Annotated in this window: 19 protein-coding genes and 1 riboswitch; of the genes, 5 read left to right on the forward strand and 14 right to left on the reverse strand. The window is 72.1% G+C overall.

Annotated features, from left to right (window positions below):
* Positions 1-16: 16 nt before the first annotated feature.
* The 7 genes from AB0B48_RS03350 to AB0B48_RS03380 form a co-directional block, all read right to left on the reverse strand.
* Positions 17-802: a hypothetical protein gene (locus tag AB0B48_RS03350; protein WP_357195209.1), complete on the reverse strand. Its 786-nt coding sequence runs from the start codon at positions 800-802 to the stop codon at positions 17-19.
* Positions 803-825: 23 nt separating this feature from the next.
* A complete protein-coding gene (locus AB0B48_RS03355; RefSeq protein WP_357195212.1) occupies positions 826-1698 on the reverse strand; it encodes a PspA/IM30 family protein in 873 nt (290 codons plus the stop codon).
* Positions 1699-1895: 197 nt separating this feature from the next.
* Positions 1896-2330, reverse strand: coding sequence for a helix-turn-helix transcriptional regulator (locus AB0B48_RS03360; RefSeq protein ID WP_357195216.1), 435 nt, complete (start codon positions 2328-2330; stop codon positions 1896-1898).
* A gap of 209 nt (positions 2331-2539) precedes the next feature.
* A complete protein-coding gene (locus tag AB0B48_RS03365; protein WP_357195271.1) occupies positions 2540-3019 on the reverse strand; it encodes a CinA family protein in 480 nt (159 codons plus the stop codon).
* Between the two features lie 240 nt (positions 3020-3259).
* A complete protein-coding gene (pgsA, locus tag AB0B48_RS03370; RefSeq protein WP_357195219.1) occupies positions 3260-3850 on the reverse strand; it encodes a CDP-diacylglycerol--glycerol-3-phosphate 3-phosphatidyltransferase in 591 nt (196 codons plus the stop codon).
* Between the two features lie 77 nt (positions 3851-3927).
* Positions 3928-5436, reverse strand: coding sequence for a 30S ribosomal protein S12 methylthiotransferase RimO (gene rimO / locus AB0B48_RS03375; protein WP_357195273.1), 1509 nt, complete (start codon positions 5434-5436; stop codon positions 3928-3930).
* A 79-nt stretch (positions 5437-5515) separates the two neighbouring features.
* A complete protein-coding gene (locus AB0B48_RS03380) occupies positions 5516-6439 on the reverse strand; it encodes an ornithine cyclodeaminase family protein (RefSeq protein WP_357195222.1) in 924 nt (307 codons plus the stop codon).
* Positions 6440-6531: 92 nt separating this feature from the next.
* Positions 6532-6601: riboswitch (guanidine-III (ykkC-III) riboswitch) on the forward strand.
* A gap of 62 nt (positions 6602-6663) precedes the next feature.
* Here AB0B48_RS03380 and AB0B48_RS03385 point away from each other — a divergent pair.
* On the forward strand, positions 6664-6978 hold the full coding sequence (locus AB0B48_RS03385) for an SMR family transporter (RefSeq protein WP_357195224.1): 315 nt from the start codon (positions 6664-6666) through the stop codon (positions 6976-6978).
* Positions 6979-7060: 82 nt separating this feature from the next.
* Positions 7061-7306, forward strand: a complete 246-nt coding sequence (locus AB0B48_RS03390; protein ID WP_112586600.1) for a hypothetical protein — start codon at positions 7061-7063, stop codon at positions 7304-7306.
* Positions 7307-7372: 66 nt separating this feature from the next.
* Here the strand turns inward: AB0B48_RS03390 and AB0B48_RS03395 are convergent, their stop codons facing one another.
* Positions 7373-9832 (reverse strand): DNA translocase FtsK 4TM domain-containing protein, encoded by a 2460-nt coding sequence (locus AB0B48_RS03395; protein ID WP_357195229.1) that lies wholly within the window; start codon positions 9830-9832, stop codon positions 7373-7375.
* A gap of 113 nt (positions 9833-9945) precedes the next feature.
* On the opposite strand from AB0B48_RS03395, the gene AB0B48_RS03400 reads away from it, so the two are divergent.
* Both AB0B48_RS03400 and AB0B48_RS03405 read left to right on the forward strand, forming a co-directional pair.
* Positions 9946-10425, forward strand: coding sequence for a YbjN domain-containing protein (locus AB0B48_RS03400; RefSeq protein ID WP_355009542.1), 480 nt, complete (start codon positions 9946-9948; stop codon positions 10423-10425).
* Positions 10426-10511: 86 nt separating this feature from the next.
* Positions 10512-12083, forward strand: coding sequence for a YbjN domain-containing protein (locus tag AB0B48_RS03405; protein WP_357195276.1), 1572 nt, complete (start codon positions 10512-10514; stop codon positions 12081-12083).
* Between the two features lie 63 nt (positions 12084-12146).
* Here AB0B48_RS03405 and AB0B48_RS03410 read toward each other — a convergent pair whose 3' ends face one another.
* The 5 genes from AB0B48_RS03410 to AB0B48_RS03430 all read right to left on the reverse strand — a co-directional run bounded on the left by AB0B48_RS03410 (position 12147) and on the right by AB0B48_RS03430 (position 18100).
* Complete coding sequence (locus tag AB0B48_RS03410; RefSeq protein ID WP_355009544.1) at positions 12147-13835, reverse strand: ribonuclease J; 1689 nt, start codon at positions 13833-13835, stop codon at positions 12147-12149.
* Between the two features lie 52 nt (positions 13836-13887).
* Positions 13888-14814, reverse strand: coding sequence for a 4-hydroxy-tetrahydrodipicolinate synthase (gene dapA / locus AB0B48_RS03415; RefSeq protein ID WP_357195234.1), 927 nt, complete (start codon positions 14812-14814; stop codon positions 13888-13890).
* Positions 14815-14861: 47 nt separating this feature from the next.
* Positions 14862-15602, reverse strand: a complete 741-nt coding sequence (gene thyX / locus AB0B48_RS03420; protein WP_357195279.1) for an FAD-dependent thymidylate synthase — start codon at positions 15600-15602, stop codon at positions 14862-14864.
* Between the two features lie 640 nt (positions 15603-16242).
* Positions 16243-16866 carry a DUF2752 domain-containing protein gene (locus AB0B48_RS03425; protein WP_357195237.1) on the reverse strand — a complete coding sequence of 208 codons (624 nt, stop codon included), beginning with the start codon at positions 16864-16866 and terminating at the stop codon, positions 16243-16245.
* Between the two features lie 4 nt (positions 16867-16870).
* Positions 16871-18100: a crosslink repair DNA glycosylase YcaQ family protein gene (locus tag AB0B48_RS03430; protein WP_357195240.1), complete on the reverse strand. Its 1230-nt coding sequence runs from the start codon at positions 18098-18100 to the stop codon at positions 16871-16873.
* A 79-nt stretch (positions 18101-18179) separates the two neighbouring features.
* Here AB0B48_RS03430 and AB0B48_RS03435 point away from each other — a divergent pair, with 79 nt between their 5' ends.
* Positions 18180-18731, forward strand: a complete 552-nt coding sequence (locus AB0B48_RS03435) for a GNAT family N-acetyltransferase (RefSeq protein WP_357195244.1) — start codon at positions 18180-18182, stop codon at positions 18729-18731.
* Here the strand turns inward: AB0B48_RS03435 and AB0B48_RS03440 are convergent.
* Positions 18630-19904, reverse strand: coding sequence for a glycosyltransferase 87 family protein (locus AB0B48_RS03440; protein WP_357195247.1), 1275 nt, complete (start codon positions 19902-19904; stop codon positions 18630-18632). The two genes, AB0B48_RS03435 and AB0B48_RS03440, sit on opposite strands and share 102 nt — an antisense overlap.
* Positions 19905-19919: the final 15 nt, after the last annotated feature.

The raw sequence follows: 19919 nt of genomic DNA on the forward strand, positions 1-19919 counted from the left end.
CGGAGCGCGTGCGCCGTCAGCGCGTCGGCGCGCGCAGCGGGGTGCCGACGGCCCGCAGCTCGGCGAGCGCCCCGGCGACCCCGTGCAGCAGGTCGGTCGCCTCGGTGAGCCGGTCGGCGGCCGGATGGGCGGTCTCCGGTCGGGAGTCCTCGGCCAGGTAGCCGGCGGCGGCGACCACCAGCCGTTCGTACGCCGCCACCCCGCCCTCCAGTTGAGCGGTGAGCGCGGCGTGCGCCTCGGCCAGCGGTGGTCGGGCGTCGGCTGGGGCCAGCCGTAGCGCGCGTTCGACGCTGGCCACCCGAGCGGCCAGGTCGCGCAGCGAGCGGTCGGCTGCGGCAGCCTCCAGCACCGCCGGCTCGGCCAGCCCGGTGAGTCGGGGGGCCATTCCGGCCAGGGTGAGCGCCGCCCGGTCGAGTCGGGCCCACTGCTCTCCGGCGCTGGTGCCGCGCAGCGCGATCCGGGAGCGGACCCGGCGCACCTCGGCCAGTACACCCGGGCCGACCGGCAGCCGCTCGACGGCGGCGATCAGTCGGGCCCGCGACCGGGCCGCCGCCTCGGCCGGGTCGAGCGCTGGGGGCGCCGGCTGGGCGGTCAGGGCACGCACGTCGATCCAGCGCCAGGCGGCGAGCGCCACGGCGCTGCCCGCGGCGCCGGCCCAGGCCGCATCGGGCAGACCAAGGCCGGCGTACGGAGTCAGCACCGCCGCCGCGCCGCCGAGCCCACCGGCCAGCACGCTCCACCGTCGGGCCGACCGGCGAAGCCGACCCAGCCTCCGGAAGTACCGGGTCCGCTCGTCTGCCACAGTGCCCCCTTCGATCCGGTCGTTCAGCCGGCGGCGGTCGGGTCGCCGGTGCCCCGCTCGCGAGCCATGCTGGCGCGCAGCTCGTCCAGCCGGGCGGCGGCCGTCGGGTCGTTGGCCGGGCCGGTCTTCTCGGCCTGCGGGACGGCCGGTCGTTGGGCCGTGCCGCCGAGCTGCTCCCCCGCCATGCTGGAGCGGATCTGCTCCAGCCGGGCGGAGCCGGCCGAGTCGATCGTGGCCTTCTGAATTTCCAACATACGGCCCTCGACGGAGTTGCCGGCCAGTTCGGCGCGACCCATCGCGTTGGCGTACCGCCGCTCGATGCGGTCGCGCACCTCGTCCAGCGACGGGGTGGTGCCCGGCGCGGTCAGCGACGACATCGACTCCAGGGAACGGGCCACCGTCTCCTGCATCTTGGCCTGCTCCAGCTGGCTGAGCAGCTTGGTGCGCTCGGCGAGCTTCTGCTGGAGGATCATCGAGTTGTTCTCGACCGCTCGGCGGGCCTGGGCGGCGGCGCCCAGCGCCTGGTCGTGCAGCGTCTTCAGGTCCTCGGTGGCCTGCTCGGCGGAGACGAGCTGGCTGGCCAGCGTCTGCGCGGACTGCTCGAACCGCACGGCCTCGGCCTCGTCGCCCTTGGCCCGGGCCTGGTCGGAGAGCACCAGGGCCTGGCGGGCGTTGCCCTGCAACCGCTCGACCTCGGTCATCTGCCGGGACAGCTTCATCTCCAGCTGACGCTGGTTGCCGATCACCGCGGCAGCCTGCTGAACCAGCGCCTGGTGCTGCCGCTGGGCATCCTCGATGGCCTGCTGGATCTGCACCTTGGGATCGGCGTGCTCGTCGATCTTTGCACCGAAGAGCGCCATCAGGTAGTTCCAACCCTTGACGAACGGGTTCGCCATCTCCGCGGTATCCCCTCAGTAGCGTCGCTCCACCACGGCCGGCCGGCTGAACCGACCGGACCGTTGCCGGCCGGTCTCCATCGTCCCAGCCGAACGCCAATGAGGCATCCGTACCGGGCGGTCGACAGCACCGGCGGCTCCTGCGAGCAACCCTACGCGGCCGGGGCCAGCCCGCCCATGGTCAACAAAATCGCGGCTCAGGCCGCGCAGACCACGTCCCGGTCGCGCTCGGTCGGGCGGACCCGGGTGCTGCGCAGGGTGGCCTTGAGCGGCGAGTCCTGGCGGACCGAGACGGCGACCTTGCCGTCGGAGGTGACCTGACGGACACCCCGACTGGTGCTCTTGGCAGCGGCTTCGGCCGGCTCGTCCGGCATCGAGACGAGCACCCCGGGCATCTGCTCGGCGAGCGCCACGGTGTCGCTCACCTCACGCAGCAGCTCGGAGAGGCGGGCACCGAGGGCGTCGCAGATCGCGGCGAGCAGCTCGCTCGACGGCTCCTTGTGCCCGCGCTCGATCTCGGAGAGGTAGCCGAGGCTGACGTTGGCGGCGGTGGAGACCTCACGCAGCGTGCGCTGCTGGCCCTGCCGGCGCGCTCGCAGTGCGTCACCGATCACCCGGCGTAGCAGGATCATCGCACCTCCCCCTGAGGGATACCTCGCGCCCGCCGCTGGGCGACCGGCTGCGGCGGACCGCGCCGACCCCGAACGTCGGAGCCTTCCCGCAACCGTACCCGTTGCGGGCCCGGGCGACATCCCGCCCCGCCCGTCGGTTCGTCGGGACGGGCCCGCCGCCGCCCGTGTGGCGTCGGCTCGGGTGGCTCTGACCGTTTCGGCCCTGGCGGTCACGAGGTTGCGGCGGCCAGCCGCTCGGAGAGCAACCGCAGCGCCTCGACCACCGCCTCCGCTCTGACGTGGTCCCGCCCACCGCCCAGGTCGAGCTGACGGACCTCGCTGCCGTCCGGTCCGGCAACCGCGACGTAGACCAGGCCCACGGGTTTCCCGTCCTGCGGCTCCGGGCCGGCGACCCCGGTGGTGGCCAGCCCCCAGTCCGCGCCGCACCGCTGCCGGCCGCCCTCGGCGAGCGCCACCGCCACGTCCGGGTCCACCGGCCCCCGATCGGACAACAGATCAGCCGGTACGCCAGCCAGCGTCGCCTTCAACTCGGTGGCGTAGACCACGAGACCGCCCCGGTAGACCCCGCTGACCCCGGCGATGTTCACGATCGAAGCGGCGAGCGACCCACCGGTGAGCGATTCGACGGTGGCCAGGGTTTCGTGCCGCTCGGCCAGCCGGTGCACGACCCCCGCCGCCGCACTGCCCACGTCGGTACCGCCCACCACGTCACCAGCGACCCCGGCACCACTCGCCCCGCCACCGTTCACCGACACCCCACCCTCCGTCGCAGAAACCAGTCGTTCCCCACCCACCAGTCCCCAACCCAATCAGCCAACCCGACCCCGACCCCACCCCAATCGCGGTGATCATGGAGTTGGCATCACGACACGCCGTCCGGCAGGGCGACAATCCCATGATCAACGGCGGAAAGCGGGGGCCCGGGACTGTCAGCGGGGGCGGCGGAGGCGGAGGGCCTGCGCTACGTAGTCGAAGCCGGTGGCGACCGTGACCAGGACGGCGGCAGCCATGATCCAGGGGCCGACGGCGGCGAGCGCGGCCGGCATCGGCCAGAGGTACCAGGCGATGGCGAGGATCTGGAGCGCGGTCTTGACCTTGCCACCTCGGCTGGCGGCGATGACGCCGTGCCGGATCACCCAGAACCGCAGCCCGGTGATGCCGAGCTCGCGAACCAGAATCAGCGCGGTCACCCACCAGGGCAGCTGGTCGTACCAGGAGAGCAGCACCAGCGCCGCGCCGGTCAGCGCCTTGTCGGCGATCGGGTCGGCCACCTTGCCCACCGACGTGACCAGCCCGAAGCGGCGGGCGATCCAGCCGTCCACCAGGTCGGTCGCCGAGGCCACCGCGAAGATCAGGCAGGCCGCCATCCGCCAACCGGCGTGGGTCATCCCGGACATGATCACCGAGGCGGCGAAGACCGGCACCAGCAGCAGCCGCAGGGCGGTCAACGCGTTCGCCGCGTTGACGACGGGCACCACGGCCACCACCCGGCCCGGCGTCGACTCCGTCGCCCCGGTCACCGCCGCACTCCGCTCGGACCGCCGTGGCGTTTCCGGCACCGCACCACCTGGGTCCCCCGCTCCGCTCGGGCCCGCCGTCACCGTGCCGCGCCGGGCGCCGCCGAGATCATCTCATCCGGCACAGCGAGCAGGTCCACCCCTTCGGTGCCGGTCACCGTTGCGCGTACGAGATCGCCCGGGCGCAGCGCGGCCAGGTCGACCCCGCCCTCGACCGGGGCGACGAGGGTGGTGGAACCGTCCACCTCCGGCGCCTGGTGGGCCGCCCGGCCCTCCACCACGCCGTCCTCGATCGAGTCGACAAGCACCTCGACGGTCGAGCCGAGCCGGTCCTCGGCCCGCTGCGAGCAGAGCTCGTCGGCGAGGGCGCTGAGCCGGTCGTAGCGCCGCTTGATCGTCGCGGCGGAGACCTTGCCGGGCAGGCCGGCCGCCTCGGTGCCGTCCTCGTCGCTGTAGTCGAACATGCCGATCGCGTCGAGCCGGGCCTCGGTCAGGAACCGCACCAGCTCGTCGACGTCGCCGCGGGTCTCGCCGGGGAAACCGACGATGAAGTTGCTCCGGGCGCCGGCGTCCGGAGCCAGGGCGCGGGCACTCGCCAGCAGCTCCAGGAACCGGTCGGTGGAGCCGAAACGCCGCATCCGGCGCAGCACCGGCTCGCTGGAGTGCTGGAACGACAGGTCGAAGTACGGTGCCACGCCCGGGGTGGTGGCGATCGCCTCGACCAGCCCGGGCCGGGTCTCGGCCGGCTGGAGGTAGCTGGCCCGTACCCGGACGATGCCGGCCACCGCGGCGAGCTGGGGCAGCAGCTTCTCCAGGGCGCGCGGGTCACCCAGGTCCTTGCCGTACGAGGTGGAGTTCTCGCTGACCAGCACCAGCTCCCGTACGCCGGTCTTGGCCAGCCACTCCGCCTCGGCGAGCAGCTCGTCGGGCGTACGCGAGACGAAGGCCCCACGGAAGGCCGGGATGGCACAGAACGCGCAGCGGCGGTCGCAGCCGCTGGCGAGCTTCAGCGAGGCCACCGGACCGGTGTCGAGCCGTCGACGCAGCACCTGGCGCAGGTGGGCCGGGGTGTGCTCGTCGGTGTCGACGACGGTGCGGGTCACCGTGCCGTGGCCGGGAAGCGACACCCCGCTGTCGCGGCGCTGCACCGGGGTCAGCGGCAGCAGCTCGCGCCGGTCCCGTGGGGTGTGCGCGCTGATCTGCTCGCCGGCGACGACGGCGTTCAGCCGGGCGGCGATGTCGGGGTAGTCGTCGAAGCTCAGCACCGCCTGGGCCTCGGGCAGGCTGTCGGCCAACTCCCGGCCGTACCGCTCGGCCATGCAGCCTGCCGCGACCACCTTGGCGCCCGTTCCGGCGGCGGCGAGCAGGGTCTGGATCGAGTCCTGCTTGGCCTTCTCCACGAAGCCGCAGGTGTTGACGACCACCACGTCGGCGCCCTCGCCGTCGGTGGTCACCTGCCAGCCGTCGGCGTGCAGGCGGGCGGCCAGCTCCTCGGAGTCGACCTCGTTGCGGGCACAGCCCAGGGTCAGCAGGGCGACGCGACGGCCGTCGGCGTGGTCAGCGGGAGAAGGAGAGGTGGCAGACACCATCCGAGGGTACCGGGCCGGCCGGGTGAGCCCACGCACGCGGGCTGCGGAGACGGTCGACACGGAGGAGAACGTCATTCCGTCAGCGCGCCTCGGCGCCAACCCGGGTCAGCGCGTCGAGCAGGAACACCTCGGTGCCGGCGAGGCCGGTGCAACAGAAGACGGAGATCTGGTCCGCGGTGGTCCGGCCGGGGACCGCGCCGGCCAGGATGCCGCCCAGGTCGTGCAACCGCCCGGCGTACGGGGGTGTGGCCGCGAGCATCGGCGGCTGGTAGTCCGCCGCCTGGGCCGGTGAGTCGGTGACCAGCAGGTCGGCGGTGTCCAGCAGGTCGGTGCCGAACTCGCTGCGGTCGCGCTGCTTGAAACCGACCGCGTTGACGTGCGTGCCGGGGCTGAGGTCAGCGGCGCAGAGCACCGGGGTCGGGCTGGTGGTCGCCAGCACCACCAGGTCCCGCCCGGTGGCGGCCGACCCCGGATCTGCCACCGCCCGGGCCGGCACGCCCAGTTCGACACGGACCCGGGCGGCGAAGGCCTCCCGGCGAGCTGCGGAGCGGCTGTGCACCACCACCTCGCGCAACGGGCGGACCGCGGCGGCGGCCCAGACCTGGGTCCACGCCTGCCGACCGGAGCCGATCACCCCGAGGGTTGCGGCGTCGGGACGGGCCAGCGCGTCGACCGCGAGACCCCCCAACCCTCCGGTACGACGGGAGCCCAGCTCCTCGCCCACCGCGACCGCCCGGATCGCCCCGGTCCGGGCGTCGTGCAGCACCACCAACTGCTCGCCCTGCGGGTGACCGAAGGTGTCGTAGGAGCGGAAGCCGTACCACTCGCCGACCAGGTGCCCGGCGGTGAGCACCATCCGCCCGCCGCCCAGCGGTACGGCGGCCCGGGGCGGCGCGATCAGGCGCCCCTCGTACGCGGCCAGGAGGGCGGAGCGCATGGCGGCGACCGTGGTGGCGGCGTCCAGCGCGGCGGCGACCTCGGGGTCGGCGTAGAGCATGGTCATGGTGGCGATACTGCAACTTGAAGTCAGGTAGAGGTCAACGGATCGTGGTGGCGGTCACCGCCCCGCCACCGGGGGCGGTGCTAGCGTCGGCACCGGCGGCCCGATGCTCGTGGCCGCTCCGGACGAGTGGTGGGCGTACCCGGTCAGGCCAAGACGCCCCGCGTGACGTGCAGACTCGACTCGTCCCGGCGCGGCAGCCCCGGGCGCTTCCGGTGAGGTGAACGATGGCCTGGCTCGTACTGGTGATCTCGGGACTGTTGGAGACGGCCTGGGCGATCGCCCTGGACCGCAGCGCCGGCTTCAGCCGGCTGGTCCCGTCGGTGGTGTTCGTGGTGACCCTGCTGCTGAGCATGGCCGGGCTGTCGTACGCGCTCCGGGACATCCCCGTCGGCACCGGCTACGCGGTCTGGGTCGGCATCGGCGCGGTCGGCACCGCGCTGGTCGGGATGCTGGCGCTCGGCGAGTCGGCGAGCCTGCCCCGGATCCTCTGTCTCTTCCTGGTGGTCGCCGGCGTGATCGGCCTCAAGATCTTCCACTGAGGTGCCGCGCAGGCAGGCGTGATGGGTGCCAACAGTGGGTATTGATCGATTCGTCACGACAGGCTCTCACTTGGAGGAAGACATGGCCGACATGCCGAGCACCGCCCGTCCCCGCAGCAACGCCGCCCGCATCCTCACCATCGTGGGCTTCGTCTTCGCGGTCCTGGCCCTGCTGCTCAACCCGATCATCTTCGGCGTGCTCGGTGTCATCGCGGGCGTCGTCGGCGCGGTACTCGGTGACAAGCCGCTCGGTTGGTACGCCGCCGTGGCGAGCGTCGTCGCCGCGATCATCAGCCTGGTGATCATCGGCGCGCTGATCAACAACTGACCACTCTCCTGTCGCGGGCCCGCCGGAATCCGGCGGGCCCGTCGTGCGTCCAGCGTCGACAGTCGGTCAGTCCACGTCGCCGCGCAGGCCGGTCAGGACCTCGTCCAGCTCGTCCGGCTTGACCAGCACGTCGCGCGCCTTCGACCCCTCGGACGGCCCGACCACCCCCCGGGTCTCCATCAGGTCCATCAGGCGGCCCGCCTTGGCGAAACCGACCCGCAGCTTGCGTTGCAGCATCGAGGTCGAGCCGAACTGCGAGGTGACCACCAGCTCCACCGCCTGCACCAACAGGTCCAGGTCGTCGCCGATGTCCTCGTCGATCTTCTTCTTGCTCTCCTGCGCCGGGGCCAGCACGTCCTTGCGGAACTCGGGCTCACGCTGGTCCTTGCAGAACTTCACCACGTCGGCGATCTCGCGCTCGGTGACCCAGGCGCCCTGGATCCGGACCGGCTTGGAGGCGCCCATCGGCAGGAAGAGCCCGTCACCACGGCCGAGCAACTTCTCCGCGCCCGGCTGGTCGAGGATGACCCGGGAGTCCGCGAGGGAGGAGGTGGCGAACGCCAGCCGGGACGGCACGTTCGCCTTGATCAGACCGGTCACCACGTCGACCGAGGGACGCTGGGTGGCCAGCACCAGGTGAATGCCGGCGGCCCGGGCCAGCTGGGTGATCCGGACGACGGAGTCCTCCACGTCGCGCGGCGCGACCATCATCAGGTCCGCCAGCTCGTCCACGATCACCAACAGGTACGGGTACGGACGCATCTCGCGTTCGCTGCCCGGCGGGGCCTTGATCTCCCCGTTGCGGACCTTGCGGTTGAAGTCGTCGATGTGCCGGACCCCGTTGGCGGCGAGGTCGTCGTAGCGCATGTCCATCTCGCGGACCACCCAGTCCAGCGAGTCGGCCGCCTTCTTCGCGTTGGTCACGATCGGAGTGACCAGGTGCGGGATGCCCTCGTAACCGGTCATCTCGACCCGCTTCGGGTCGATCAGCAGCAGCCGCACCTCGTCCGGCGTGGCCCGGGTGAGGATGGACACCAGCAGGGTGTTGAGACAGCTCGATTTGCCCGCGCCAGTGGCTCCGGCGATCAGGATGTGCGGCATCTTGGCGAGGTTGGCCACCACGTAGCCGCCCTCGATGTCCTTGCCGAGCGCCACGACCATCGGGTGGTGATCGCTGGTCGCCGCGCGCGAACGCAGCACGTCGCCGAGGGCCACGTTCTCCGGGTCGGCGTTCGGAATCTCCACGCCGACGGCGCTCTTGCCCGGGATCGGACTGAGGATCCGTACGTCAGGCGACTTCACCGCGTACGCGATGTTGCGGGACAGCTGGGTGATCCGCTCGACCTTGACGCCGTGCCCCAGCTCCACCTCGTACCGCGTGACGGTCGGGCCACGGGTGAAGCCGGTGACGGCGGCGTCCACGTCGAACTGGTCGAACACGCCGGTCAGCGCGGCGATCACCTCGTCGTTGGCCTTGCTGCGGGTCTTCGCGGCGGCCCCGGCACTGAGCATGTTGGCCGGCGGCAGGGTGTAGTCCCCGGAGAGCCCGGTCAACGCGAGCTGCTCGGCCCGGGTCGGGGCGGGCGAGTGCTCCGGCGGCTCGACCGACGGCTTGCGGCTCGCCGGCACCTTCGCCGGAGACTTGCGCGGCAGCACCATGGTCTCCTGGAGGTCCGCGCCGTCCAGGTCCTCGAAGTCGTCCGGGTCCAGTGGTGCGGGCATCCGCTTCGCCGGTCGCTTACGCGCCGGCTTGGCGGCCACCTCGTCCGCCTCCTCATCCGCCTCCGGTGCGCCGACCAGCCCACCGGCGAGCAGGCCCAGCCGCTCCGGGATCTTGTTGATCGGCGTCGCGGTCACCACCAGCAGGCCGAAGAGCAGCAGCAGGACGAGCAGCGGCACCGCCACCCAGGCGGTGACCGCCCGCTCCAGCAGCCCACCGACGCCCGCGCCGACCAGACCGCCGGCGAAGTCACGCTCCAGCGGGTCGACCGGATCCTGACCGATCTGGAGCAACGCGGCGGTCGACACCAGCAGCGAACCCCAGCCGATCAACCCACGGCCTCGGTGCTCCGGATCGGCCGGCTGACGCATCAGCCGCCACGCACCGATCATCAGCAGCACCGGTACGACAACCGAGATCGCGCCCAGGAACAGCCGGATCGTGTCGGCCAGTCGCGCGCCGACCGGCCCCGCTCCGGACAACCAGAGCGCCACGGCACTGAGCAGAGCGAGCCCGAACAGGAGCAGCCCGGCACCGTCGCGGCGGTGCTCCGGGTCGAGGTCGCGGGCCGACGCAGCCTGCCGGCCAGCGGCACGCACCGCCCAGCCCATCCCGTGCGCCAGCCCCATCCACAGTGCACCCACCGCACGGCCGACGTAGACCGCCGGGCCGGGCCGGGCCGGCGTGGTGCGACGTCGGACCGGTGCCCGGGTGGTCTTCTTCGCCGGTTGACGGGCACGACTGTTGGTGCCACCGCGCGGCGACGCGCCGCGCCGCCGGCTCGCCTGAGAGGTACGGCCCGCCATAGAGTCACGGTAACGGTGAGGGCGGGCAGATCCCCGCTTTTCCGGGTCGTGTCCGCGCGTCGCAACACGAACCCCACCGCCGGTCGTGATATCCGCCTCAGAAGGGATGCCCCATGGCGTCGCCGGAAATCGAAGGCGATCCGGACGATCCACTGGCCGGGCACCCCGACTTGCTGCGTCCGCTGACCGGTGAACTGGTCGCCGCAGTGCTCGCTGCCCGGGGCCGGTCCGTCGGTCCGACCCCGGACGGCGACCTCGTCGGCCACTTCGACGACAACCTGATCTGGTTCCTCCGCGTCGGCGGGGACGGTGAGCTGCTCCAGATCCGCACCATGGTCGATCCGACCTTCGGCATCGAACGGGTGCCCGACCTGTACGCGTTCTGCAACTCCTGGAACCACGACCGGCTCTGGCCGAAAGCGTTCGTCCACGTCGCCGACGACGGTCGCGCCCGGGTGTACGGCGAGGTGATCACCGACCTGGAACGCGGCGTGACCCCACACCAGCTCGACCAACTGCTCGACTGTGGCATCTCCACCGGCTGCCAGCTCGCCGTGGCGGTTCGTCGACTGCCCGGAGCGGTGCCGTCGTGACCGGCCGGGACGAGTTCACCGGCAACCGCGCCGGCACGCCACCCACCGCTGCCGGTGAGCGGCTCGCGCGGGGCCGCGTACCGGCGCTGGAGGCCGCGCTCGCCGAGGCTCGTGACCTTCCCGACGGCCCGGCCCGGCAGGTGGCCCTGGAACGGCTCGCCGAGCGTGCCGACGCGGCCGGCGACGTCCGGTCCGGGATGGACGCACGGTTCGCGTTGATCGAGGCATACCTGCTGCACGGGGAGCGGTGGCGTCTGGTCGAGCCGGTCCGGCGCTGCCGTGCCGCCGCCGACCACCGGCCCGACGTGCTCACCGAGACGGAGACCGGGCTGCTGCTGCGTTACCAGCGGTACGCGGTGGAGGCGCTGCTCGGTACCCCCCGGGTCGGGCTGGACCAGACCCGGTCCCTGCTGCACGACCTTGCCCACCGCGTCGGCACGGATGGTCCGGACACACCGACAGTGGCGGAGCTGCACTGCCGGATCGCCGATCATCTGGGCGACGAACCCACCGCCCGGCACTGGTACGAGCGATGGTCCGGAAAACGGCCAGGCCCGGCCGGCGGCTGCCCGGGCTGCGCCTCGGCCCGGCGTGCCGAGCTGCTGGCCGGCTGGGGCGAGTGGAATGCCGCGGTCACCGAGCTCGGGAGAACCGACGGCGACCGGGAGTCCTGCACCGACCAGCCCGAGCGGGATCTGGTCGCCGGTCTGCTGCCGGCACTGCGCACCGGTGAGCCGGAACGGGCGGCGACGGCGCACGTGCGGGCGTACCGCCGGCACCGGCGGGAGCGCGCGGCGTTCCCGCACCTCGCCGCACACCTGCGGTTCTGCGCGCTGGGCGGGCACCTGGAGCGCGGGCTGACCATCCTGGCCGAGCAGTTACCCCGGTTGGACCGGCCGACCGACGATCTCGCCGCCATGGAGTTCGCCGCCGCCGGGGCACTGCTCTGCGGGCTGGCCGCCGACGCAGGGCTGGGCGGGCGGACGATGCCCCGGCCCGCGTATGGCGAGCGGACGGCCACCGAGTTGGACGTCGCCACGCTCGGGGCGCTGCTGCTCGGGGTGGCGAACGACTTGGCCGGCAGCTTCGACGCACGCAACGGCACGGGGCACCACTCCGGACGGATGGCCGCCTGGCTGGCCGAGCGCCCGCTCGCGGCACCGGTTCCGCTGCCCACCGCCGACGAAGCTGACGAGCCCGACGACGACCGGTCCGACGTCGAGGCCGACGTCGAGGCCGAGCAGTGCGAACGCGAATTGTCGGCGCTCTCCCTCGGCATGATCACCGGGATCCTGGACGGGCGCGGCGACCGGTACCTGGTGGACGAGGGCGAGACGGTGGTCGGCCACTGGGAGGGAACGGTGATCCAGTTCCGGCGGGCCGGTGAACGCGGCGAGGTGCTGCACGCCCGCGCCATGGCCAACCGCCGGCTGCCGGCAGCCCGCCGCGCTGAGGCGTACGCCTTCTGCAACGCGTGGAACCACGACCGGCTGCTGCCCAAGGCGTACGCGCACGATCTCGGCGACGAGTTGGTGCTGGCCGGCGACGTGGCCACCGACCTGGCGCACGGGGTCGCCCCGGCGCAGCTACGGGTCCTCATGGACGCCGCCATCGCCACCGGCGTCGCGTACGCCGAGGCCGTCGCCGCGCTGCCCTGATCTCCCGGGAACGGCGGACGCCGGCCCACCCCGTTCAGGTGGACCGGCGTCAGCGGGAGTCGCTCAGACCTCGACGACGGTGGGCACGATCATCGGCCGACGACGGTACTTGTCGTTGACCCACCGCCCCACGGTCCGTCGGACGATCTGCTGAAGCTGGTGCGGGTCGGTGATGCCGTCCGCCGCGGCCCGGTTGAGCGCCTCGGTGACCAACGGCACCACCGGGTTGAACGCCTCCGGGTCCTCGGAGAAGCCCTTCGCGGAGAGCGTCGGGCCGGCGACCACCTTGCCGGTGACCGAGTCGACGACCACCGTGGTGGCGATGAACCCGCCGTCACCGAGGATCCGCCGTTCGGTGAGCAGCGACTCGCTGACGTCACCGACGGCGAGGCCGTCCACGTAGACGTACCGGCTCTTCACGTGCCCGACCAGGCTGGCGCGGCCCTCGACCAGGTCGACCACGTCGCCGTCCTCGCAGATCACCACCCGGTCGGCGGCAACCCCGGACTCGATGCCGAGCCGGGCGTGGGCGCGCAGGTGACGCCACTCGCCGTGCACGGGCATCAGGTTGCTCGGCCGGACCACGTTGAGCAGGTAGAGCAGTTCCCCGGCCGGGGCGTGCCCGGAGACGTGCACCTTGGCCACGTCCTTGTGCACGACCACCGCGCCGGCCCGCGCGAGCCGGTTGATCACCCGGTAGACCGAGGTCTCGTTGCCGGGCACCAGTGAGGAGGCCAGCACGACCGTGTCACCGGGGGCGATGGTGATGTGCCGGTGGTCGCCGCTGGCCATCCGGCCCAGCGCGCTCATCGGCTCACCCTGGGAACCTGTCGACATCAGCACGATCTCGTCCGGCGGCAGCGTGGTCGCCTCGTCGATGCTGATGACCAGGCCGGCCGGGATGTTGAGCAGGCCGAGGTCCCGGGCGATGCCCATGTTGCGGACCATGGACCGGCCGATCAGCGCGACCTTGCGGCCGTGCTCGGCGGCGGAGTCGAAGACCTGCTGCACGCGGTGCACGTGCGAGGCGAACGACGCCACGATGATCCGGCCCTTGGCCTTCGCGAAGATCGAGTCGAGCACCGGGCCGATCTCCCGCTCCGGGGTGACGAAACCGGGGATCTCCGCGTTGGTGGAGTCGGACAGCAGCAGGTCGACGCCTTCGGCGCCGAGCCGGGCGAAACCGGCCAGGTCGGTGATCCGGCCGTCCAGCGGCAACTGGTCCATCTTGAAGTCGCCGGTATGCAGCACCAGGCCGGCGGGGGTGCGGATGGCCACCGCGAGGGCGTCCGGGATCGAGTGGTTGACAGCGAAGAACTCACACTCGAACGGGCCGAGCCGCTCGCGGCCGCCCTCCCGCACGGTCAGCGTGTACGGCTGGATCCGCCGCTCGGCCAACTTCGCCTCGACCAGGGCGAGGGTGAACTGTGAGCCGACCAACGGGATGTCGGGCTTGTGGGCGAGCAGGTACGGCACCGCGCCGATGTGGTCCTCGTGACCGTGCGTCAGCACGATCGCCTGGACGTCGGCCAGCCGGTCCAGGATCGGACCGAAGTCGGGCAGGATCAGATCCACACCCGGCTGCTCGACATCGGGGAACAGCACGCCGCAGTCGACGATCAGCAACTTGCCGTCGTACTCGAAGACGGTCATGTTCCGACCGATGGCGCCGAGCCCGCCGAGCGGGATGATCCGCAGGCCACCTTCCGGCAGCGGCGGGGGTAGCTCCGCCTCGATGTGCGCCTCGGTCACGCGTCCACCTCATTCTGCGACGCCGTTACTCGACGTCCATCGTGTCGTTCGTTCATTCGGGCAGCTCCAGGCCCGCTGCCGCGAAGTCCGCGCGCAGCTGGGCAATCTCGTCGTCGGTGGCGTCCACCAGCGGGGGTCGCACCGGGCCGGCCGGCAGGCCCTGCGCCGCCAGGCCTGCCTTCACCAGGATCGCGCCCTGGGTGCGGAAGATGCCGGTGAACAGCGGCAGCAGCCGCCGGTGCAGCGCCAGCGCGGTCGGCATGTCCCCCGCGTCGTACGCATCGATCAGTTGTGCGGTCAGCGCCCCGGTGAAGTGCGTGGAGGTGCCGACCACGCCCACCGAACCGACGGCCAGCGCCGGCAGGGTGAGAGCGTCCTCGCCGCAGTAGAAGGCGAGTGCGGTCCGGCTGGTCACCCAGCTGGTTGCGGTCAGGTCGCCCTTGGCGTCCTTGACCGCGACGATCCGGCCGTGCTCGCCGAGCCGCACCAGCGTCTCGGTCTCGATCGGCACACCGGAACGGTGCGGGATGTCGTACAGCATCACCGGCAGGCCGGTGGCGTCGGCGACGGCGGTGAAGTGCCGGACCAACCCCGCCTGCGGCGGCTTGTTGTAGTACGGGGTGACCACCAGCAGGCCGTGCGCACCCGCCTTCTCGGCGGCTGCGGCCAGCTCGATGGTGTGCCGCGTGTCGTTGGTGCCAACGCCCGCGACCACCTTGGCCCGGTCACCGACAGCCTCCACCACGGCCCGGATCAGCTGCTCCTTCTCCGCTTCCGTGGTGGTTGGCGACTCGCCGGTGGTGCCGTTGACCACCAGCGCGTCGTTGCCCTGCTCGTCGACCAGGTGGCTCGCCAGCCGGGCGACGCCGTCGAGATCGAGGGAACCGTCGGGGGTGAACGGAGTCACCATGGCTGTGATCAGCCGGCCGAAGGGGCGGGACGCCGGTCGGGCCGCGGCATCGAGGTGGTCGTGCGTCATACCCTCCAACCTAGCGGACGACCAGCCGGGGCCCGCCGGGGAAGGGCTCAGGACGCCTCGTGCGGGCTGGCCGCCACCTCGGTGCCGTCCGGCAGCGTGGAGATCACGAAGTCGGCGAACACGTTGGGGGCGACACCCTTCAGCTGGCGCAGGCACTCGACGGCCAGCTCACGGATCTCCACGTCGGCGTGCTCGGTGGCCCGCATCGCGATGAAGTGCCGCCAGGCCCGGTAGTTGCCGGAGACCACGATCCGGGTCTCGGTGGCGTTGGGCAGCACCGCGCGGGCCGCCTGCCGGGCCTGCTTGCGGCGCAGCGTCGGGTTGGGCTCGTCGGAGAAGCGCTGCTCCAGGCCCTCCAACAACTCGGTGTACGCCCGAACACTCGCCTCGGCGGCCTCCACGAACTTCTTGTGCAGCTCCGGGTCGTCGGCGATGACGGCCGGCTCGACCATTGCCGCGTCCCGCTCCGGGACGTAGCGCTGCGACAACTGGGAGTACGAGAAGTGCCGGTGCCGGATCAGCTCGTGGGTGAAGGAGCGGGACACCCCGGTGAAGTAGAAGGTCACCGACCCGTGCTCCAGCACACTCAGGTGCCCAACCTCGAGGATGTGCGCCAGGTAGCCGGCATTGGTGGCGGTCGCCGGGTTCGGCTTCTTCCACGACTGGTAGCAGGCCCGACCGGCGAACTCGGCGAGCGCCTGGCCGCCCTCCGCGTCGGTCGACCACGGCACGTCGTCCGGGGCCGCGAATTGGGTCCACGCGATCAACTTGACCTGGGGCTGCACCATGTCCGGCATTCCTGGGACTTTAGTGGTGGGGTGCCGCCCGACCCAACTCAGGCGCGCCCCGTGCAATGTCGATCACTCAGACAGCCGCGGACCCGCCGACGCCCAACAGCGTTGGCCGGGGTCCGGGTCCGGGGTCCGTCATAGAGGCCGGGGCGGACAGTTCCATTGGCGTCCTTTGGAGCTGAATCGTTGGCGACATCAGCCCCAGCGGATGGGCCACCCACGCCGACGACCAAGGCCCGAGCGGCCCAAAACCGAACGGCCCGAGCGGCTCGGTCGCACCTTTGGCTCGCAAGATCGCGCAACACCATGGATGTAGTGGCATCCGTCGCGCCGGACCCCACTACATCCAGGATCGAGCGCGATCTTGGGGCGAAATGCGCCGTCCGCTGTCCGCTGTCCGCTGTCCGCCGCGAGTGTGCGGCTGCCCGCTGGATGATCGACTCGGGTTCCTGAAAGTCGTGGCATGCGGGTCGGGTGGATGGACCGGTTTCCTGGAGGCCGAGTCGATCATGGGTGATGGGCGCCGGAGGGGCCCCTGATGTCGTAAACGAATCAGCTCCAAAGGACACCAGACAGCGCATGCTGGCCGAACCCCGCATCCGCACCGGCGGCGGCGGCGCGTTAGACAGCGGCGCGGTCAGACGTAGAGCGAGGTGAACGGCGCCCAGGGCAGGTTACGGAGCACCGAGAAGGCCAGCCACGCGGCCAGGAAACCGCCGATGACCTTCGAGCTGATCCGCAGCTCGGGTATGCGCCAACCGAACGCCTGGTTTCCCGCCCAGGCCACGAAGAGGTACGCGAGGAACGGCAGCGCGAAGACGAACAGGAAGTGGTGCCGGGCGGCGGCCGGCAGGTCGGCGTGCAGCACGTACCAGAGTGCTCGGGTGCCACCACAGCCCGGGCAGTCCAGCCCGGTGGTCAACTTGAGCAGGCAGGTGGGCGCGGCATCCGGGTCGGCGTAGGTCGGGTTGCTGAGCAGCGCGTAGCTCATGCCGATCGCTACGCAGCCGACCGCGGCCAGCGGCACTGCCCAGCGCGGGGAGCGTTCGTAGAGCCGCAACACGAATCGGGTGAGCCGGTCCGGCTCAGGCGCCGGGTAGCCACCTGGCGGGGTGGTCGGCCAACCCTCCGGACCCGAGCCGCCGGGACCGAAGCCACCGGGACCGAGGCCGCCGGGACCCGTGCCACCGTCGGTCGGCACCGTGTGGACCGCGCCGGGGGCTGGGTGCGGCTGGTCGACCGGTCCGGGAGCGCTCGTCACGCGCTCACGGTACACCGGACACGCCGGCCAACGCGGCGGTGAGCGGACCAGCCAGATCGCCGGCCGCTGGCGGGGCCACCGCATCCAGACCGAGCCAGCCGGCGAGGCGGTACAGCTCGGCGGCGAGCGCGACGGCGGTCTCCCCCGGGTCGGCGCCGGGTTCGAGCCAGGCGGCTGGCACGAGCAGCACCCCGGCCTTCCGATCGGCCTTCAGGTCGACCCGGGCGGTGAACCGGTCGCCCTGCAGGAACGGCAACACGTAGTAGCCGTAGACCCGCTGTGGCGCCGGGACGTAGATCTCGATCCGGTAGGTGAAGTTGAACAGCCGCTCGGTGCGAGCGCGTTCCCAGATCAGCGGATCGAAGGGGCTGACCAGTGTGTTGCCCCGCACCCAGCGGGGCAGCCGGGCGGACGCGTGCAGCCAAGCCGGCTGTCGCCAGCCCGCCACGGTGACCGGCACCAGCTCACCGGCCTCGGCCAGTTCGGCGACGGCCTGCCGGGCGCCGGCCAGCGGCAACCGGAAGTAGTCGCGCAGCTCCGGCTCGGCGGCGACCCCGAGGGATCGCGCGGCGAGCGATATCAGCGTCCGGTACGCCTCGGCGTCGGTCGGGGTGGGCGCGGCCAGCACCGCCGCTGGCAGGACCCGCTCGGGCAGGTCGTAGCGGCGGGCGAAGGAGGTGCTGCGCTCGGCGGCGGTCACCTCGCCGGCCCAGAACAGGAACTCCAACGCGCGCTTGACCGCCGACCAGTTCCACCCCCAGTTGCCGGTTTCGCGGGGGGCGTCGTGCTCGATCTCGGCAGCGGTCAGCGGCCCCCGGGCGGCCACCTCGTCCCGAACCCAGGCGACCAGCTCCGGCTGCTCCTGGGCGATCCGCCGCATGCCGCCCCAGGATTCGCTGTGCGCCCGGGCCATTCGCCAGCGCAGCATCGGGTGCAGCTCCACCGGGACCAGCGACGCCTCATGACCCCAGTATTCGAACAGGTCACGCGGGCGTCGGTAGGCGGCCTGGTCGAGCAACGTGGTCGGATAGGGCCCGAGCCGGCTGTAGAGCGGCAGGTAGTGCGCGCGTTGCAGCACGTTGACCGAGTCCATCTGGATCAGCCCGACCCGGCCCAGCACGCGACGCAGGTGCCGGCGGGTGGGCATGCCCGTCGGCGCCGGATCGGCGAAGCCCTGGGCGGCGAGCGCCACACGGCGGGCCTGGGCGAGAGAGAGTGATTCCGGCGCGGTCATCGTCGGCGACCTTAATTCATCGGTACGACGTCGGTGCGGGAAGCTGGACGTGACGACCAACGGGGCATAGAACGGTGCAATGCTGACCATCCGTCGGGAGGAGCCGGACGACGCCGAGGCGGTCGCCCGGGTACACGTGCACGGCTGGCAGGCGGGCTACGCCGGCTTCATGCCGGACGAGGTGCTCGGGCGGCTCAACGTGGTGGCCTGGGCGCAGCGTCGTCGCGACGTCGGCACCGCCGACCCGGAACACCCGTTCATCACAGTGCTCGGCGAGATGGACGGGGCGGTGGTGGGCTTCACCACCTTCGGGCCGTACCGCCGCAACCAGGACCGGGACGACCTGGACCCGACGGTCGGCGAGGTGGTGGCGCTCTACGTGGAGCCGGCCCACTGGGGTGACGGGACCGCGGCGGCGTTGCTGGACGCCGCCCGGAGCGGGCTCACCGAGCGGGGCTGGGCCGACTACCGGGCGTGGGTGCTGGCGGACAACCTACGTGCCCGGCGGTTCTGCGAACGCGCCGGCCTGTCACCGGACGGTGAGCGGTCGACCTACCAGGTGCCGCTGGCCGGTGGGGGCCCGCCGGTCGGGCTGGTCGAGCTGCGGTACGCCGGACGCCTCGACGGTTGACCCGTTCGGGGTCAGCCACCGGCGGATCGGCAGGAAGGCCAACAGCGCGAGACTGATCCACACGTAGGCGTTGCTGCCCAGGACGCCGTCGACGCCGGTGAAGTCCTTTTCCCACACCCAGACGGTACGGCTGATCAGCAGCGCGTACCCGATGGTCGCGGCGACCAGCAGGACCCGCCGTCGGCGGCCGGCCGGCGCGGCCATCGCGTTGTCGACGAGCAGGATCAACGCGGGCAGCAGCCAGACCAGATGGTGCACCCAGGTGACCGGGCTGACCAGGCACATCACCGCGCCGGTGAGCGCCAGGCCGGTCGCCTCGTCGCCGGCCGCGACGGCGGCCCGGGACCGCCAGGCCCAGAGCGCCAGGGTGCCGAGCACCAGCAGCAGCCACAGCACTGTGCTCGGGTGTTCCGGGTCGAGCCGGGCGACCACCCCGCGCAGCGACTGGTTGGAGACGAAGGCCAACTCGCCCACTCGTCCGGTGTTCCACAGGGCCTCGGTCCAGAACTCCCGGGACGCGTCCGGAAAGAGCGCGGCGGCCAGCAACGACACCCCGGCGGCGGTGCCGCTGGCGGTGAGCGCCGCCCGCCACCGCCCGGTCACCAGCAGGTAGACGATGAACACGCCGGGGGTCAGTTTGATCGCCGTGGCGAGGCCGATGCCCACCCCGGTCCACCGGTTGCCGGCCGGCATCAGCCGCAGCAGGTCCACCGCCACCAGGAAGAGCAGCAGCGTGTTGACCTGGCCGAAGTTGACGGTCTCCCGCATTGGTTCGAACGCGGCGGCCAGGCACAGCGCCACGGCGAGGGCGAACCACCGGGTCCACCCGGCGCGGCGGGCGATCGGGTCGACGAGCCACCAGATCAGCACCGTGGTGGTGGCCACGCTGGCGAGGACGCTCACCACGATCGCGGCCGTCCACGGCAGGTACGCCATCGGCAGCATGACCAGGGCGGCGAACGGCGGGTAGGTGAAGCCGTACTGCGTGTTCGGCTTGAGGTAGTCGTAGATCTCTCCGCCGTCGTGCACCCACCACGTCAACGCGCCGTAGTAGACCTTCAGGTCGAAGAAGCCGTGCCGCACGGCGGCGACGGCGAGGAACCCGGTGACCGCCGCGGCGAGCACCACCACCCCGACGACCTGCGCGGTCGTCCTGTTGGCACCCTGCGCCACCGTCGTCTCCCCCGC

It is taken from the genome of Micromonospora sp. NPDC049089 (assembly GCF_040648775.1).
Taxonomy (GTDB): Bacteria; Actinomycetota; Actinomycetes; order Mycobacteriales; family Micromonosporaceae; genus Micromonospora.